The organism is Jeotgalibacillus proteolyticus (genome assembly GCF_050107735.1).
Classification (GTDB): Bacteria; Bacillota; Bacilli; order Bacillales; family Jeotgalibacillaceae; genus Jeotgalibacillus; species Jeotgalibacillus proteolyticus_A.
Window position 1 is genome coordinate 38092 of record NZ_JBNILO010000009.1, and the last position, 17411, is coordinate 55502.

The following is a 17411-nucleotide window of genomic DNA, read 5'->3' on the forward strand; positions in this document are numbered from 1 at the left end:
CGCGGCGATGAGAGATTGGTACACTGATCTTGTTTGAAAAAAAGGGTGCAAGCAGCCTATCGGAGGTGCATTTCATGTCTTCAGTCGTCGTAGTAGGTACACAATGGGGAGATGAAGGGAAAGGAAAGATTACGGACTTTCTCTCAGAGCATGCAGAAGTAATTGCGCGTTACCAGGGTGGTAACAATGCAGGACATACGATTAAATTTGGCGGGGAAACGTACAAGCTTCATTTAATCCCATCAGGTATTTTTTATAAGGATAAGATTTCTGTGATCGGCAACGGAATGGTCGTTGATCCAAAAGCTCTTGTGACGGAGTTGAAATATCTACATGACCGCGGTGTTTCAACAGACAATCTACGCATCAGCAACCGGGCACATGTGATTTTGCCTTATCACTTAAAGCAGGATGAAGTGGAAGAAGAGCGTAAAGGTGCCAACAAAATCGGCACGACGAAAAAAGGAATCGGACCGGCTTACATGGATAAAGCAGCCCGCATGGGAATTCGTATGGCGGATCTTTTAGACCGTGAAGCATTTGAAGAAAAATTAACGCACAATCTTGAAGAAAAAAACCGTATGCTTGAACGTTTTTACGAAGTAGAGGGCTTCAAGCTTGAAGACATCTTTGAAGAGTACTATGAATATGGCCAGCAAGTAGCTAAATACGTCTGTGATACATCTGTTGTATTAAATGACGCATTAGATGAAGCACGCCGTGTCCTGTTTGAAGGGGCGCAGGGAGTCATGCTTGATATCGATCAGGGTACATATCCTTATGTGACCTCATCCAATCCTGTAGCAGGCGGAGTAACAATCGGTTCTGGAGTAGGCCCAACCAAGATCAGTCATGTTGTTGGCGTTTCAAAAGCCTATACTACGCGTGTAGGAGATGGACCGTTTCCAACAGAGCTGAACGATGAGATCGGCAATCAAATCCGTGAAGTAGGCCGCGAATACGGTACAACGACCGGACGTCCGCGCCGTGTCGGCTGGTTTGACAGTGTTGTGGTGCGTCATGCACGCCGAGTCAGTGGATTAACGGATCTTTCCATTAATTCCATTGATGTATTAACTGGAATTCCAACATTGAAAATTTGTACGGCTTACCGTTTAGGGGACGATATAATTACAGAATATCCTGCCAACCTCCGTACACTGGCGAAATGTGAGCCAATCTACGAAGAACTGCCAGGCTGGGAAGAAGACATTACAGGTGTCCGCTCGTTAGACGAGCTGCCTGACAATGCACGCCACTATTTAGAGCGTGTTTCCCAATTAACAGGCATTCCGCTATCCATCTTTTCAGTAGGACCTGACCGCACGCAAACCAACGTGATTAAAAGCGTTTGGCGCCTGCAATAAGCAAAAAGCGGTTGGGACATAACCAAAACAGCCTGAGACACTTAGTCTCAGGCTGTTTTTTTTATAATTTCACTGCATTTGTCCAGGTGTCTATTGCCTGTTTTACGGTAGAATAAGTGTTAAGTCCGGAAAATGAGATCCCGCTTAAGACAATACTCTGAGCTAATTCAGGTCTTAATCCTGTTATATTGACTTGAATGCCAAGCAAATCTAGGACACTCGTAATCGAAAAGATATGCGCAGCAACCTCTGTGTCGATTTTATGAATCCCTGAAAAATCAATGATTAAACAGTCGATGTTCAGAGAACTGATTTTAGGCACTGCTTTTGTCATAATATGCTCGGCCCGTTCCTGGTCAATTGAGCCGACGAGCGGCAGAATGGCAATGTCATGCTGGAGCGGGACAACAGGCGCTGCCAGCTCGATAATTTCTTTTCTATTTTGCCGGCTGATTTCATTTTTATACCGTTCGTATTCTAATATGGACAGGGCTAATCGTGTATCAAGAAGGTAATGGAGGCGGTTTATGACTTCAAGCGTTTCTTCTGCGGAAAGATCATGCATGAAACAGATTGCTGTCACTTTCTTACTGAAATACAAACGATTTTCAGCAAAGGGTTTCACCAGGCTTGATACTTGGTCATAGATGATTTGTTGATTTTCACCGTACTCTTTATTCCAAGCTTTGAATTTTTCCAGCATGATGTTTTGGTTTTCTTCTAAAATTGCTTCGGCAAAAAAAATGAAAAAAGATTGCTGCATCACTCTGGCTTGCTTAATCAGCACATCAGGGATCGTGACCGCTACTTGTTTCAAGCTAAACTCTACTAGTTCTTCAGCAAGCACTGTTGCATGGTTGGCAAAATAGTCTGCCACATTGGTGAGCTTACTCATCTATACTGTCTCCTCTGTGTTTTATCATATCTATCTACTTCATAGTATACTTCTTAAGGATTTAAATAAGCTACAAAAAATATAAGGGTTATTATGTTAATTTATTTAAATAGAATTTATTTAAATAAATTAACATAATAGGGAATAAACTAATGAATTGCCCTCTTTTTGAAGCGTCCGCCTCGAACCTCTGCAATACTTCCGACTGCCAGAAAAGCAGCAGGGTCGATATCTTCTACAATACCCTTCAATTTTGCTTCTTCCAATCGGGTGATGACGCAAAAGATCACTTTCTTTCCATCACCTGTATAGGCGCCTTCTCCATTCAGATACGTAACACCACGCCCGAGCCGGTCAATGATTGCCTGACCAATTTCTTCATAAAAATCACTGATAATCCATGCAGACTTTGATTCGTCGATTCCCTGAATGACAATATCAATGGTTTTAAACGCAATAAAGTAGGTCATCGCTGAGTACATGGCACGGTCCCATTCAAATACAAAGCCTGCCACGATGAAAATAAAGAAGTTAAAGAACATAATAATTTCTCCAACGGAAAACGGACTGTTTTTATTGAAAAGAATAGCCAGAATCTCCGTTCCATCCAGAGAGCCTCCGTAGCGGATGACAACGCCGACCCCCATCCCAAGAATAATGCCGCCAAATACGGTGGCGAGCAGAAGGTCATCCGTAAAAACAGGAACGGAATGCAGAAAAAATGTACCTAGTGATAACACGCTGATCCCGAGTAAAGTGGAGAGGGCAAACGTTTTTCCAATCTGTTTGTAGCCAATAAAGAAGAAAGGAATATTTAAAACAAAAATAAACACACCCAGTTTCCACCCTGTTAAGTAGGAAAGAATAATGGAAATTCCGACAATGCCTCCATCGAGCACCTGGTTAGGAACAAGAAAAAGCTCCAAACCGATCGCCATCAAGAGAGCACCAAGAATGATAAAAGTCGAGCGTTTAAAAATAGATTGATAGGAAAGTGTTTTGTGCTGATTTCGCCGGGGAGAAGGAGCGGGAGGCTTTTGAAAGTATTGACTCTTTGCCAATGGACATTCCTCCTTATAGTGGTATCTAATAGTATATAGGAAAACAGACAAGATAGAAGAATGGTCTTGTCCATTTTTCTTTTTGTTTTATAAAAAAAAGACGAAGCTCACTCCTCCGTCTTGTAAATCGCTTTTAGTTTTTCAAATGTTGAATCGTGACAGATCACATATAATGTATCGTCTTCCTGCAGTTTTTTCTGAATGGCCTGCCGGAAATCCATGTCTTCATTCACTGCAATTAATACGGCCCCATCGTCGAGCAATCGCTGAGAAGCATCCCTGTACGTTTTCCAGCTGGATTTAGATTTTAATACATGGATATTGTTGCCGAACTTTTTGCTTAACAGCTGTCGGAAAATGGTCGTGGTTCCTGGCTGCAGCGTAGCTTTTGCCATCAGAAGAGAAACAGAGTCATCAGACAAAATAAAGTCGTCGACGTGAATATGATTAAACTTGGCGATATGCCTCTCTTCACTGATCTCTACAACCGTCTGGATGTCCAGGTTATGGCGATGAGCTAAAGCTTCTACAGCAGAAGCAATGAGCAGGCTTTTGCCATCACGTAAAACCGTTTCATGGATTTTAGGATCAGAAAAGATAGCGACTCGCCTGGCTTCTAATACATTGCTTTTGACGAGCGTTGCTTCATCCGTTGGATCTCCACTGATAAAATGAATGTGATCGTTAGCAATCGGTGTTTCAGGTAAATCATCAATCAGGACAATGGAAGCCTTAGGGTCGTGATTGAAAATTTCCTTTATTGCCTGTTCAGTTTTTTTCGACCAGCCTATGTAAATAAAATGTCCAGACTTCTTATACACAAGGCGTCCCTCCTTTTTCAAGCGTTGATAGGTGCTCGCTGCTTCGACGATCTTTCCGATGAGCACCCCGATCAAGCCGATGCCAAAAATAAAAAGAATGATTCCGACTAAACGGCCTGGTATGGTAACCGGAAAAAAATCGCCATATCCGACCGTCGTAACCGTCGTCATGGTCCACCAAAAGCTGTCAAACAATGTCGGAAATGTTTCCGGTTCAATAATATGTACTGAAACAGTGCCGAATAAGATAATAAGAGCAGACAAAATGGATATCACCCGAAAATCCATTTCCGATAGCTGTTTCCAAAGTCGGAAAAGAATGGCCATACAGATCCCTCCAGTTCTAAACAAATATCAAGTTTAAGTATATCGGATTGCAGAGATAAATGGTTTGAAATACTCAAATTTCTGTCAATTAGTTTGAAGAACATTCGTGTGCTTCAGGGAGCATGGGTTCCCATTAAATTAAAAATAAAAAAGTTTTTTAAAAAAACATTGTCTTTATAAAAACGATTATGGTATATTTAGATTCGTTGTTAAGAAGTTGTAACAAACGGCCCGTTGGTCAAGCGGTTAAGACACCGCCCTTTCACGGCGGTAACACGGGTTCGAATCCCGTACGGGTCACCATTAATATTTCACAGGCTTACAATAAGCTCATATTGTCGCGGGGTGGAGCAGTTCGGTAGCTCGTCGGGCTCATAACCCGAAGGTCGCAGGTTCAAATCCTGCCCCCGCAATTACCAAGGTCCCGTGGTGTAGCGGTTAACATGCCTGCCTGTCACGCAGGAGATCGCCGGTTCGATCCCGGTCGGGACCGCCATCTACAAATTTAATGATTCAAGGCTTTGTAGCTCAGTCGGTAGAGCAATGGACTGAAAATCCATGTGTCGGCGGTTCGATTCCGTCCAAAGCCATCAAGATATGCTGCAATCGCGGTGTATCTTTTTTTTGCGTTGATTTATAAAATGACCTGTCAAAATCCCCTTCAAACACCTGCTTATGCAGCACTTTCCATGCGTTTAACTCCCTCTATTTCCAGCATTTCTATTGATTACTACAGTTCCTTTACAGTTTTTCTGGTGGCCGTTTTTTCTTCATTCAATGTGATACATTGAGTTGGTGTAAAAACAAAGAACCAGGAAAGTGGTAATAAATTCCGGTTCGAACTACTTTTTAAAAAGCGGAAGGAGCACCACATGAGTACAAAGAATTCGCGCACATCATTTACTTCTATAGATAAGGGCTCAAAAAAATTAGGAGCCATCAGTATGGTCTCAATCTTATTAATCAGCATCCTGACAATAAATGGAGCTGAAGCGAAGGAAAAAGGAGATCAAGGGCTTGAAAAGATGTATCACGTTTACACTGGCGATCATTACCTTGGGGCAGTGCCGGAAAAAGAACCGGTCCTCGACTGGATGGACAGTAAAAAGAAAGAATTAAAAAATGAACATGGTTTAACTGCCGATGTGTATCTTGAAGATAAACTTGCTATTATTCCTGAACGCGTATTTCAGGCGCATGAAAAAAATGAGAAGGTACTGGACGAGATAGAGGAAACCGCCATATTTAAAACAGAGGCTAAAGCATTGAAGGTAGATGGAGAAACGATTGCCCATGTGGAAAATGAACAAGAGGCAAAGAAAGCACTGGAGCTTATAAAAAAGACGGCGGTTTCTGATAAAGAGCTAGCTTCTATTCAAGATCAGAGTGAAGCTGCAGAAGAGTTAAAAGCAGGTGAATCAGCTGTTACAGATATCCAATTACAAGGATTTGACCAGGCAGTGAAAGCAGAGGTTTCCCCTGAAAAAATCCTCTCTGCAGAAAAGGCAGCAGAAAAATTAAAAAAGGGAACAAAAAAAGAATCCTCCTATAAAACTGTAAAGGGAGATACACCTGAGAAAATTAGTGAGAAATTTAATATGGAAGACGAAAAACTAACGGAGCTGAATCCCGATCTTGATCAACTGACACCGCTGAAGCCAGGCACAGATCTTAAGGTGATCAAGCGAATTGAAGGAGTATCTGTTCATGTCCAATTAACAGAGCGTGTGACTGAAAGCATTCCATATGATAGAGAAGTCGTGAAGGATAAGGATCTGCACGTGGGAGAAACAAGAGTGGAGCAGGAAGGCCGGGATGGTAAAAAAGAATTCACGATTGTGACCACAGAAGAAGACGGTGAGGAGAAGTCACAAACCGTCAAGGATGAAAAAGTAACGGATAAACCGGTGGCTGAAATTGTGGCAGAAGGAACGAAAGAAATTCCCTCTAAAGGAACCGGATCTTTTATATGGCCTACGAATGGAGGATATATATCCAGCCATCAGGGGCCAAGATGGGGTAAGCACCATAAAGGAATTGATATTGCTCAGCCGGATGATTACACGATAAAAGCAGTTGATAACGGAACGGTTATTTCAGCTGGAAATGAAGGCGACTACGGCAATAAAGTAGTTGTGGACCATAATAACGGCCTGCGTACCATTTATGCTCACTTAGATAAGATGCATGTAAAAAAAGGTCAAATTGTTAAGCAGGGTGAATCCCTCGGCATCATGGGAAATACGGGGTTTTCGACTGGGATTCATCTTCATTTTGAAGTCTATTCCAACGGAGAACTGCAAAATCCAATGGATTATCTGGAGTAGTTTAGTTAAAGAGGCTGGGACATACTCATAAAAATTTAAAAAATGAGGATATATTTTTACTAGTAGTAGGTGAGCGGAGCGGAAGGTGGCGACTCCTGCAGGATATGACGGCAAGCTGAGACCCCGCAAGGCAAGGTCTTGAGGAGGGCTCAGCGCCGTCCCTGCGGAAAACGTCCGCCTGAAGCGAAGTGAACCGGTCGTAGAGCTTGAGACACTTTTGTCCCAAGCTCTTTTTCATAGAAAAGGATTATTGCCTGAATTATTTCCAAGGAAATAGTAAGATTATTCATGATCCATTATGGCGGGAGCGGCTTATGCGGACACAATAATAGAAGTTTCTTTCCTTTATTTAGACTTGTCATTCTGTGACATTTCCTCAAACGGTTTCTTCAAATGAGTGAATTATATGGTGTAACATGATACATTAGCTATACACGCGTTTGATAGGATAGATGAAATATAAATGAGTAACCATTTTGTAATAGAGACGAGACATAAAGGAGATCGATGATATGGATAAAAAAATATTAGTAGTCGATGATGAGAAGCCAATTGCAGATATTCTTCAATTTAATTTAAAAAAAGAAGGGTACGAGGTGCATTGTGCGTATGATGGCGATGAAGCGATTGCGAAGGTGAATGAAATTAAACCGGATCTGATCCTGCTTGATATCATGCTGCCAAGCCGTGATGGAATGGAAGTATGCCGGGAAGTCCGCAAAACGTTTGAGATGCCGATTATTATGCTGACAGCAAAAGACTCAGAGATTGATAAAGTGCTGGGTCTTGAATTAGGGGCCGATGACTATGTCACAAAGCCATTCAGTACCAGAGAGCTTGTCGCACGTGTAAAAGCGAATCTCAGACGCCACCAGGCACTGAAAGGACAGCTTGAAGAAGAAAATGAAACGAATGAGATTGAAGTAGGGGCACTGACGATTCATCCTGACGCCTATATTGTTTCAAAACGCGGAGAGACGATTGAATTAACACACCGTGAGTTTGAATTGCTTCACTATCTGTCTAAGCATATCGGTCAGGTCATGACACGTGAGCATTTATTGCAAACGGTTTGGGGCTATGATTATTACGGCGATGTCAGAACCGTCGATGTAACAGTCCGCCGTCTGCGTGAGAAAATTGAAGATAATCCGAGTCACCCAGCGTGGATCGTTACGCGTCGCGGAGTCGGGTATTATTTGAGAAACCCGGATCAGGAGTAATGTAAATGAGAAAGGTTGGTTTTTTTCGGTCGATTCATCTGAAGTTTGTGTTAATTTATGTTTTGCTGATTGCACTTGCGATGCAGATTATTGGGGTATATTTTGTTCGTGTGCTGGAAGAAACACTGGTGGAGAATTTCACCACCTCGATCATAGACAGGCTCGGCCCCTTGGAGTACAGCGTAATTGAAGAACTGGATGCAGATATACAGGGGAACCGGACAGAAGAAGACGGGCCTCTTGCGAATACAATTGAAGTGCTGCTCGGAGGACTCGATTCTGATGATATTGATGAAGTTCGAGTGGTGGATACAAGAAGCCGTATCATCGGGGCCTGGTCGGCTGATGACAACAATGAACCGATTATCGGCCAAAGGTTGACAGCTGGTAATCTTGTGCAGGAAGCACTTGACGGAGTCGGGGCAGGCATAGAGGACAAGCCCAATCAAACCTTCGTTGATCAAAATGATCCGGATCTTGGCCGTATATGGGTTGTGACATCACCTTTGATCTCGAATGTGAACGGAGAAGTGATCGGGGCCATCTATATTGAGTCTAGAGTGGAAAAAGTGTACGCCCAGATGAATGACATCAATAGCATTTTAGCAGGTGGAACAGCAATTTCCCTTGTTATTACAGCGGTTCTCGGTGTTCTGCTCGCCCAAACGATTACACGCCCCATCTCAGAAATGAGAAAGCAGGCACTGGCGATGTCAAAAGGGAATTTTTCCAGAAAAGTTAAAGTATACGGCTACGATGAAATTGGCCAGCTTGCCATCACGTTTAATAATCTCACGAAAAGGCTGCAGGAAGCACAGGCAACGACAGAAGGAGAACGAAGAAAGCTTTCCTCGGTTCTTTCCTTTATGACAGATGGTGTTATCGCGACCGATCGAAGAGGCCGTGTGATTTTAATTAATGATCCTGCAGCAGGTTTGCTGAATGTTTCACGTGAAACAGTACTGTCACAATCGATTACAGAAGTGCTTGGGGTGGAGGAAGAATTTACGTTTGATGACCTTCTTAACCAGCAGGATTCCGTTATTTTGAATTTCAGTACACCTGGACGTCCGTATGTGCTTCGTGCGAATTTTTCCATCATTCAAAAGGAAACCGGTTTTGTTAACGGATTGATTGCTGTGCTGCATGATATTACCGAGCAGGAAAAAATAGATGCTGAACGAAGAGAATTTGTGGCCAATGTTTCCCATGAACTGAGAACCCCGCTGACCACCATGAGAAGCTATCTTGAAGCGCTTGCTGAAGGAGCGTGGGAGGACAAAGACATCGCGCCTCAATTTTTAAATGTTACACAAACAGAAACCGAGCGTATGATCCGGCTCGTGAATGATTTGCTGCAATTATCGAAAATGGATAGCAGGGATTACCGCTTGAATAAAGACTGGGTTAATTTTATTGATTTCTTTCAGCGGATCATCGACCGTTTTGAAATGGGAAGATCTCAAAATGTGACATTTAAAACCAAGCTGCCGAATGAATTGCTGTATGTGGAAATTGATACAGACAAAATGACGCAGGTGCTCGATAATATCATTTCCAACGCCTTGAAGTATTCTCCTGATGGCGGACAGCTCCGGTTCAAAGTGGAGAAAAAGGAAAAAGAAAAAGAACTGGTTGTCAGTGTCGCTGACCAGGGAATGGGCATCCCGCGGGAAAATGTGAAAAATATTTTTGAGCGCTTTTACAGAGTGGATAAGGCACGGACTCGCCAGCTTGGCGGAACGGGTCTTGGACTTGCGATCGCCAAAGAAATGATTACAGCACATGGCGGCAGAATCTGGGCATCAAGTGTGGAAGGCAGAGGAACCACCATTTACTTCACGCTTCCATATGACCCGGCAAATGAGGATGAATGGTCATGAATATTGAATTGTTTAAATCCATATTGCTGACGCTTCTTGTGATCTTAAGCGGTCTTTTGACGTGGAATATCTGGTCGTATCAGCCGCCGCTTGATCCCATTGACAATCCCCCCTCCACGGTGGACATCTCAATTGCAGATGAACGAACCAATAGAGAATTGATTAGGCCGGGACGCTTTTTAGTCCACAGTGATGAAACAATCCGCGGCACCTCAAGCCTAAATGAACTGAACGAGCTTGTGGCACTGATGGAGCAATGGACGCTTTTTAACCTGCGTGAAAACACCTCATTAAATGAAGAGGAGTTTGAAGAAGTGGTTCATGGATCGAACCGTCTTGAAATTATTTTTCCTGCACAAGTTCCTTTTACGACCTACCAGGATGTTCTTAACTTTGAAGTATCCCAGCTTCCGGATGCCACCTTTGACCGGGTAGTGGTTAAAATGCCTGAGGAGGAAAACGCAACGTTTACCGTATACTTTGTTTCCTATGATGCCAAGCAGGTGTTTGAGGCAAAAGTGGACGAAGAGGATTTTGATCCTGTAAATGAAGCGATTATCGCCGAGGCTGATGAAGAATACCCTGTATACTTTGAGTATCGAGCAGGCAATCGCGTTCATTATCTTCCCCAGGCCTCGAGTGAAGTTTTGCAATACAATCATGTAATGGATGAGCTGAGAGAAGTGCAGTTCCGTAATGCGCTATTCCAGGATGTGAATGATGTTGATTTAAACTCCATCAGCTCCAATAAAAAGCAGTATTTTGATCAAACGAGCCTGATGGAAGTTGATGAAGGGGTAAATATTTTCAATTATGTGAACCCATCAGTCAGCAGATCCGCTGTACCGGCTAGTCCAGCGGATCTCCTTCAGAGAAGCCAGCGATTTGTAAATGAACATAAGGGATGGACGGATACGTACTATTTATACAATCTTGATGTTGCATCGCACCGCGTCAGCTATCGGATGCATGTGCAGGGTCTGCCGGTTTTTAATGACAAGGGTCAGTCAAACATCGCGCAGATTGATTTGCAGTGGGGAGAAAACCGCATTTACAAATACGACCGCTCTCTAATGCAGCAGCTTCAGGGGCCTTCTACGACTCAAACAGCTTCTGTTGCTTCGGGATATAACGTGATTGAAGCCATTGAGGACCGGGAAGATTATGACCCCGCTCTGCTTCAGGACGTGCTGGTCGGTTACTTTATGTCCATCGAGCCGAGGGAAGAAGATCTTTATACGCTCGAACCAATGTGGTTTTATTTATACGATGGGAGCTGGCAGCGAGTTCCTTTAGACGGGGGGGACCCAGTTGGATTGGAGTAAAACAAAAACAATTTTTATTATGGTGTTTTTAGTATTGAATGTATTTCTGTTTATTTTGTTCTTAAACAAATATGAAGACAGTCAACTATCTATACGGTCTCCTCTGTCTGCGGATGAGCGGCTGGTGGAGGACAATATTACATTTTCTAATCTCTCTGATGAAGCCGACCCGCAGCCATACTTAAATGCTAAGGCCTATGAGTTTACCCAGACCGATGTGGAAAGCCTGGAACAGCAGAGTGCGGTTGTCCGGAATGAAATCCTATTAGCTTCCGAGCTGGAGCAGCCGGTAGATATTGCCGATCCCTCTGATCCAGAGGAACTTGAGGCACTGCTTGATGAATTCATCATTGGCGGGGAAGATTATTCATTTTGGAGATATGAAGAAGAAGAACAGCGGCTGATTTATTATCAGGAGTTTGAAGGCATGCCGATTTATCATAACATCACGGGTAGAATGGTGATCCAGTTGAATGATCAGAACCAGGCTGTATCCTACGAACAGACGATGATGGGCACGATTGAAAAATTTCCGGATGAGCAGGATCTGATCAGTCCAAGAGAAGCGTTTCTTGAGTATTACAAATTGAATGCTGTTGAACCGAATTCAGAGGTGGTGGAGTCGGAGCTTGGCTACTACTCCATTATTCAGCTGACGGATGCAGCTTCGGAGACGCAAGTGCTGACACCTGCCTGGAAAATAACAATCGAGCTGGAAGACGGAGACAGAGAAGTACATTATCTAAATGCGGTAAATTTTAGTATAATAGAGATTGACTTTGAAGGTCTGGAATTTGAAAGATTAGAAGAAATCGAAGATACAGTGGAGTGAAGCGGGATGACGATGCACATGAGTGTGCTCGCAAGCGGAAGTACAGGAAATGCCGTATATGTGGAAACAGAGGATCATTCGTTTTTGGTTGATGCGGGATTGAGCGGAAAACAAATGGATCTGCTGTTTCAGCAAATCGGCCGTTCGATGAAGAATTTAAGCGGCTTGCTTGTTACACATGAACACAGCGATCATATAAAAGGGCTTGGCATTGTAGCAAGAAAATATCAGCTTCCCGTGTACGCCAATGAAAAAACCTGGTCAGCAATGGAACCGTTAATAGGAAAAATTGACGCTGGACAGAAGTTCGATTTTCCAATGGAAACCATTAAATCCTTCGGAAGTCTGGATATTGAATCCTTTGGTGTATCGCATGATGCGGCTGAACCAATGTTTTATGTTTTCCACCAAAACGGCAAAAAACTTGTACTGATGACCGATACCGGCTATGTGAGCGACCGAATGAAGAAAATCATCGAAGGAGCCGATGTATACGTATTTGAAAGCAATCATGATGTCGGCATGCTCCGAATGTGCCGATATCCGTGGAACATCAAGCGCCGGATTTTAAGCGATGTAGGACATGTGTCAAATGAAGATGCGGCACTTGCGATGAGCGATGTGGTAAAAGATAATACGAAGCGAATTTATTTGGCCCACCTGTCCAAGGACAACAATATGAAGGATCTGGCACGAATGAGTGTCAGTCAAACGCTCGAAGGCTGCGGACATATTGTCGGCGAGAAGTTTGAGCTGTACGATACAGATGCCAAAATCCCAACTGAATTATATGCCATTTGATGGCTTTTGAGTCACAGTCTTGTAGTTAAGGCTGTGACTTTTTCCGGCTGTCATTTCCGAAACCTTTGTGAAACTTCTCAGAACCGAATACAGCGGCTTGAGTAAAAGGGGTATGATGGAGAGAACAGCTCAAACGGAAAGGAGTCCTCTATGATTAAACGGATCCTTGCTCTCCTTTTAATTGGAGCGCTTATTACGATATTATTAATAAATGTAATGGAAGATAAAAAAGAAAGAGAACAACAGCAGGCCTTGCAGCATACGTACGAAGTGCAGCCTGCTGAAAATGACAAAGCCGAAGTGGCCCCTTCTGATGGACTGCTTGAAGAGGGACAGAAAGCACCGGATTTCGATACCGTGACGGTCGAAGGTGAAAACGTCTCGTTAAGCGACTATAAAGGAAAAAAAGTGATTTTAAACTTCTGGGCCACCTGGTGCCCGCCTTGCATTGAGGAAATGCCTCATATGCAAAAGTATTATGAAGAAGATGCCCAAAATCAAAATGTTGAAATTCTCGCCGTGAATTTGACAACTAGAGATAATGGAATTGACCGGGTAGAAAGCTTTAAGAAGGATTACGGTCTGACTTTTCCCGTACTGCTGGATGAATCAGGACAGCTTGGAGAAACCTTTTATGCCTTCACGATCCCGACCACCTATCTCCTGGATGAAGAAGGTACGGTGACGAAAAAACTGATGGGGCCGATGGATCAGGACATGATGAAGGACCTGATGAAGTAAAACGAAATAAAAATGGTCAGCCCATCTCCACGAGGGCTGACCATTTTTTAAAAGATGCTTAAATCCCATTCAGTTGAAATCTGGCGCAGCAGCATCGTACCGGCTGCACTGTTGCCATTTGCGTCGATCGCCGGTCCGAATACGGCGATTCCACAGCCTTTTCGAAACGCTTTTTCTTCAGAATGCCATTTGGGCGGAACGGAGGCAATAATGCCGCCTGAGACGCCGCTTTTTGCCGGAATTCCTACATGTGCAGCGAATTTTCCAGAGGAATTGTACATTCCGCATGTGACCATCAGTACCTTGGCGATCCGAGCGACATCACTGCTGAATATCTGCTGTTTGTTTACAGGATCGTAGCCGTCGTGTGCAATGACCAGTCCAATTTTCGATAAATCCTTAAGTCCGATATTGATGGAACACAGGCGGATATAGATATCCAGTGCTTCTTCTACATCCAGCTCAAGCAAGTCTGATTCTTTCAGGTAATAAGCAAGCGCGCGATTTCGATGAGCCGTCTTCCACTCCGACTGGTAGACATCTTCATCAAGCTCGAGCCGTCTGCCGATCATGCCTTCTACAAATAAAATAAAGCGTTCAAATTTTTCATCGGATGTATCTCCCGGAAGCATGGAGGCAACCGTAATGGCTCCTGCATTAATGAGAGGATTAAACGGCTTGCCGGGACGGTGAATTTCAAATGGAATGATGGAATTAAACGATTCTCCCGTGGGCTCAACATCCACTTTATCCAGAACAAAGTCCATGCCTTTAAAATGACACAGCGCCACAAAGCTGATAATTTTAGATACACTTTGCAGCGTAAAGGTTACATCCGTTTCACCTGCAAGATAGGTGTCTCCATCATAATCCATAATGCAGATCCCTAGCTGATCCGGATCCTGCTCCGCTAATGCAGGGATGTATTTTGCTGTAGCTCCGAGCATGGTGTGGGAACGGTTTTCCTCAACCCATAGCTGCAATTGCTCATACACTTCTTCCATTCGCATGGGTCAGCCCCCCTTTTCATATGAATAGTTCTCATCCTATCATGGCTCTTTTTCAGACGGTTTGTCAAAGAAGGCGTTTCTAAACCAATCAGATCTCTTTCCGGACAACCTCCCGTTGAATAGAAAAGCCCTGATGTTCATAAAATCTTTTTGCCTCTTCATTTACACACCAGTAGTCCAGCTCAATCGTGTGAATCCCGTGGACTTTGGCGCGTTCGACCACTTTTTCCATTAACCCTTTGCCATATCCGGCCCCCCGCTTTGTATGTACGACAGCTAATTGGTGAACATATAAAGAGCTGGATGGTTTTTTAAACGCATTTCCCTCAGCTCGTCGGATTTCAAACCAGACGTAGCCAATCGGCTCCTGATGTTCTTCTGCCACATAGATCTCATGCGTCCCCTTTGAAAGTATGCAATCGAGTTCGAGTGCCACTTCATCAAAACTGTATTCTTTAAAGATCTCAGGCAGCCTTTCTGCGTGCAGAGACTGGACGGTTTCATTTAAACGGGCGATCAGCAGCTTGTCGAATGTCTGGATGATCTTCATGTCAATGGGCCCCTTTTTGTTTTGGATAGGCTAAAGATAACATAAGCCGGGTATAAAGAAATTAATTATTTTTTTTATTTTTTAGCTGTTTTTCATCTGATTTTCATTTTCAGGTTTTATAGTAGACCATATAGAAAAGAGAATAAAGAAAGGGCGATGCAGATGGGCTATTATGATGATCACCAGGAAACGAGGTCCAAATCAAAGCGGGGAAGCAAGGCAGGGTACTTTTTATCGAGTCTTGCCGGTTTAATTGTCGGTGCACTTCTAGTGGTGCTGGCGCTTCCGATGATTGGGGATTATGGATCTGAATCTGCAAGCAGCAATATACTGAATTCAACAGAATCAAATGAATCTGCTCAAACCGAGTCGATTTCCTATGATGTTAATTCCAACGTCACGGATGCTGTGGACATAGCGGGAGACGCGGTTGTCGGAGTAACGAATATTCAATCCGGCGGCGGAGGAATGTTCGGCCAGACAGGGGAAGACTCTGACGAAGCGGGTACAGGTTCTGGGGTTATTTATAAAAAAGAGGGTGACAGTGCCTTTATCGTTACAAATTATCACGTGATTGAAGGAGCAGAGCAGGTTGAAGTGACGCTCGCAGACGGCACAAAGCTTGCAGCTGAAGTCCGGGGAGGAGATGTCTGGACCGACCTTGCAGTGCTTGAAGTAGAAGGTGCACAGATTGAAACCGTCGCTGAATTTGGCGATTCGGCTTCACTGAAACCAGGTGAACCTGTGATTGCAATCGGAAATCCGCTAGGCCTTCAATTTTCTGGCTCTGTAACCACCGGCGTTATCTCAGGCCTTGAGCGTACAATTCCTGTGGATGTAAATCAGGACGGTGCTCCGGACTGGCAGGCGGAAGTTCTTCAAACCGATGCCGCTATTAATCCAGGAAACAGCGGCGGTGCCCTGGTAAACATACAGGGACAGGTGATTGGGATCAACTCCATGAAAATTGCACAATCATCAGTAGAAGGAATTGGTCTTGCCATTCCTATTGAAATGGCTGTACCAGTCATCGAAGATCTTGAAACTTCTGGTGAAGTACAGCGTCCAACAATGGGTGTGACATTGATTGATTTAGCCAATGTTCCTTCTGTGTATCAGCAGGACGAACTGAATTTGCCTGAAGAAGTGAAAACAGGCGTTGTCATTGAGCGGGTCATTCCAAATTCTGCAGCCTCTGAAGCAGGAATGCAGGACCGGGACGTTATCGTGGAAATGGATGGCGAGAAAATCACCAACACGATTGAACTTCGTCAGCATCTGTATACAGAGAAATCTGTTGGAGATGAAATGCAGGTAAAAGTATACCGAGACGGAGAAATGCAGGATCTTACTCTTACGCTTACAGATGATGCGCAGCTGTAAGTAGTAAGTTCACATAAATACGACTCTTATTTCTAAGCCGAATAAAAGTCGGGAGCAGGAATCCTTGAGATTCCTGCTTTTTTCATAAGCAAATAAGTGAAAAAAGAATGTAGAGAATGACTTTGTGCTAAACTAAATGAAGAGAAAAAGGCACTGCACATCATTTTTGATGAGCGGTGCCTTTTTTTATTGATTCCTTATTAAGCAATTCTGAAGAAATTTACTTTGCATTGGATGCTAGACCATACGAAAAAGGTACCTAATTGGTTTGCATTAATGATTTCTGGTACGCTACTGATTTTTATATGCGGATCGCTATTGAAATTATTTTAGCTTTATTTTCATTTCCACATGTATTTAGCTAATTCTGTAGAGGTTAAAGCAAAACTCTAAAATTATTAAAACGAGGTAATAATTATTACTAGTAGGTGAGCGGAGCGGAAGGTGGCGACTCCTGCAGGAGATGACGGCAAGCTGAGACTTTACAGGGCGAGGCCCTGAGAAGGCTCAGCGCCGTCCCTGCGGAAAGCGTCGGCCTGAAGCACAGCGAACCGGTCTAAGTGGTTGAGACACTTTCGCCCCCGCCTCTTTTTCCATGAGCAAATAAGTGAAAAAAGAATGTAGAAAATAACTTTGTGCTAAACTAAATGAAGAAAAAAATGAAGGAGTTTTTTAAAATGAAAATTTACTGCTGTGAAGAACATGTCGAACTGGCACTGGATGTTTTTGTAGATGAAGAAGAGACGTTCCCGGAGTTACGCACAGTGGATAACATAGAAAGGTTGTCCACAAACTGTGAATATTGTCGAAACCAAGCGGCATATCTTGTGGAGAACATTTGATCCCATACGACATGTGGATAGAA

15 protein-coding genes and 4 tRNA genes are annotated in these 17411 nt (G+C 43.5%); 14 read left to right on the top strand and 5 right to left on the bottom strand.

Annotated elements, in window-relative coordinates:
* Positions 1-74 precede the first annotated feature (74 nt).
* Positions 75-1367 (top strand): adenylosuccinate synthase, encoded by a 1293-nt coding sequence (locus ACQCT8_RS13910; protein WP_426871999.1) that lies wholly within the window; start codon positions 75-77, stop codon positions 1365-1367.
* 61 nt (positions 1368-1428) lie between these two features.
* Here the strand turns inward: ACQCT8_RS13910 and ACQCT8_RS13915 are convergent, their stop codons facing one another.
* From ACQCT8_RS13915 to ACQCT8_RS13925, 3 genes are all read right to left on the bottom strand, one after another.
* On the bottom strand, positions 1429-2262 hold the full coding sequence (locus ACQCT8_RS13915) for an STAS domain-containing protein (RefSeq protein ID WP_426872000.1): 834 nt from the start codon (positions 2260-2262) through the stop codon (positions 1429-1431).
* A gap of 149 nt (positions 2263-2411) precedes the next feature.
* The gene (locus tag ACQCT8_RS13920) at positions 2412-3242 is read right to left on the bottom strand and encodes a YitT family protein (RefSeq protein WP_426872231.1); all 831 of its coding nucleotides are present in this window, start codon (positions 3240-3242) and stop codon (positions 2412-2414) included.
* A 188-nt stretch (positions 3243-3430) separates the two neighbouring features.
* On the bottom strand, positions 3431-4471 hold the full coding sequence (locus ACQCT8_RS13925) for an ion channel (protein WP_426872001.1): 1041 nt from the start codon (positions 4469-4471) through the stop codon (positions 3431-3433).
* Between the two features lie 228 nt (positions 4472-4699).
* Here ACQCT8_RS13925 and ACQCT8_RS13930 point away from each other — a divergent pair.
* The 11 genes from ACQCT8_RS13930 to ACQCT8_RS13980 all read left to right on the top strand — a co-directional run bounded on the left by ACQCT8_RS13930 (position 4700) and on the right by ACQCT8_RS13980 (position 13603).
* Positions 4700-4774 (top strand) — tRNA-Glu (locus ACQCT8_RS13930).
* A gap of 36 nt (positions 4775-4810) precedes the next feature.
* Positions 4811-4884 (top strand) — tRNA-Met (locus ACQCT8_RS13935).
* 7 nt (positions 4885-4891) lie between these two features.
* Positions 4892-4967: transfer RNA gene (locus ACQCT8_RS13940), tRNA-Asp, on the top strand.
* Between the two features lie 21 nt (positions 4968-4988).
* Positions 4989-5061 (top strand) — tRNA-Phe (locus ACQCT8_RS13945).
* 282 nt (positions 5062-5343) lie between these two features.
* A complete protein-coding gene (locus tag ACQCT8_RS13950) occupies positions 5344-6798 on the top strand; it encodes a peptidoglycan DD-metalloendopeptidase family protein (protein ID WP_426872002.1) in 1455 nt (484 codons plus the stop codon).
* 512 nt (positions 6799-7310) lie between these two features.
* Positions 7311-8021, top strand: a complete 711-nt coding sequence (gene yycF / locus ACQCT8_RS13955) for a response regulator YycF (protein ID WP_426872003.1) — start codon at positions 7311-7313, stop codon at positions 8019-8021.
* Positions 8022-8026: 5 nt separating this feature from the next.
* Positions 8027-9904: a cell wall metabolism sensor histidine kinase WalK gene (gene walK, locus ACQCT8_RS13960; protein ID WP_426872004.1), complete on the top strand. Its 1878-nt coding sequence runs from the start codon at positions 8027-8029 to the stop codon at positions 9902-9904.
* Positions 9901-11229, top strand: a complete 1329-nt coding sequence (locus ACQCT8_RS13965) for a YycH family regulatory protein (RefSeq protein ID WP_426872005.1) — start codon at positions 9901-9903, stop codon at positions 11227-11229. The genes walK and ACQCT8_RS13965 overlap by 4 nt, the downstream gene beginning before the upstream one ends.
* Entirely contained in the window at positions 11216-12061 is an 846-nt protein-coding gene (locus ACQCT8_RS13970) for a two-component system regulatory protein YycI (protein WP_426872006.1), read from the top strand. The genes ACQCT8_RS13965 and ACQCT8_RS13970 overlap by 14 nt, the downstream gene beginning before the upstream one ends.
* 6 nt (positions 12062-12067) lie before the next feature.
* Positions 12068-12862: an MBL fold metallo-hydrolase gene (locus ACQCT8_RS13975; protein WP_426872007.1), complete on the top strand. Its 795-nt coding sequence runs from the start codon at positions 12068-12070 to the stop codon at positions 12860-12862.
* 150 nt (positions 12863-13012) lie between these two features.
* A complete protein-coding gene (locus ACQCT8_RS13980) occupies positions 13013-13603 on the top strand; it encodes a peroxiredoxin family protein (protein ID WP_426872008.1) in 591 nt (196 codons plus the stop codon).
* Positions 13604-13650: 47 nt separating this feature from the next.
* Here ACQCT8_RS13980 and ACQCT8_RS13985 read toward each other — a convergent pair whose 3' ends face one another.
* Both ACQCT8_RS13985 and ACQCT8_RS13990 read right to left on the bottom strand, forming a co-directional pair.
* Positions 13651-14613, bottom strand: a complete 963-nt coding sequence (locus ACQCT8_RS13985; protein WP_426872009.1) for a glutaminase — start codon at positions 14611-14613, stop codon at positions 13651-13653.
* A gap of 88 nt (positions 14614-14701) precedes the next feature.
* A complete protein-coding gene (locus ACQCT8_RS13990; protein WP_426872010.1) occupies positions 14702-15163 on the bottom strand; it encodes an N-acetyltransferase family protein in 462 nt (153 codons plus the stop codon).
* 162 nt (positions 15164-15325) lie between these two features.
* On the opposite strand from ACQCT8_RS13990, the gene ACQCT8_RS13995 reads away from it, so the two are divergent.
* The gene (locus tag ACQCT8_RS13995) at positions 15326-16546 is read left to right on the top strand and encodes a S1C family serine protease (protein ID WP_426872011.1); all 1221 of its coding nucleotides are present in this window, start codon (positions 15326-15328) and stop codon (positions 16544-16546) included.
* 677 nt (positions 16547-17223) lie between these two features.
* On the top strand, positions 17224-17388 hold the full coding sequence (locus ACQCT8_RS14000) for a CxxH/CxxC protein (protein WP_426872012.1): 165 nt from the start codon (positions 17224-17226) through the stop codon (positions 17386-17388).
* Positions 17389-17411 lie beyond the last annotated feature (23 nt).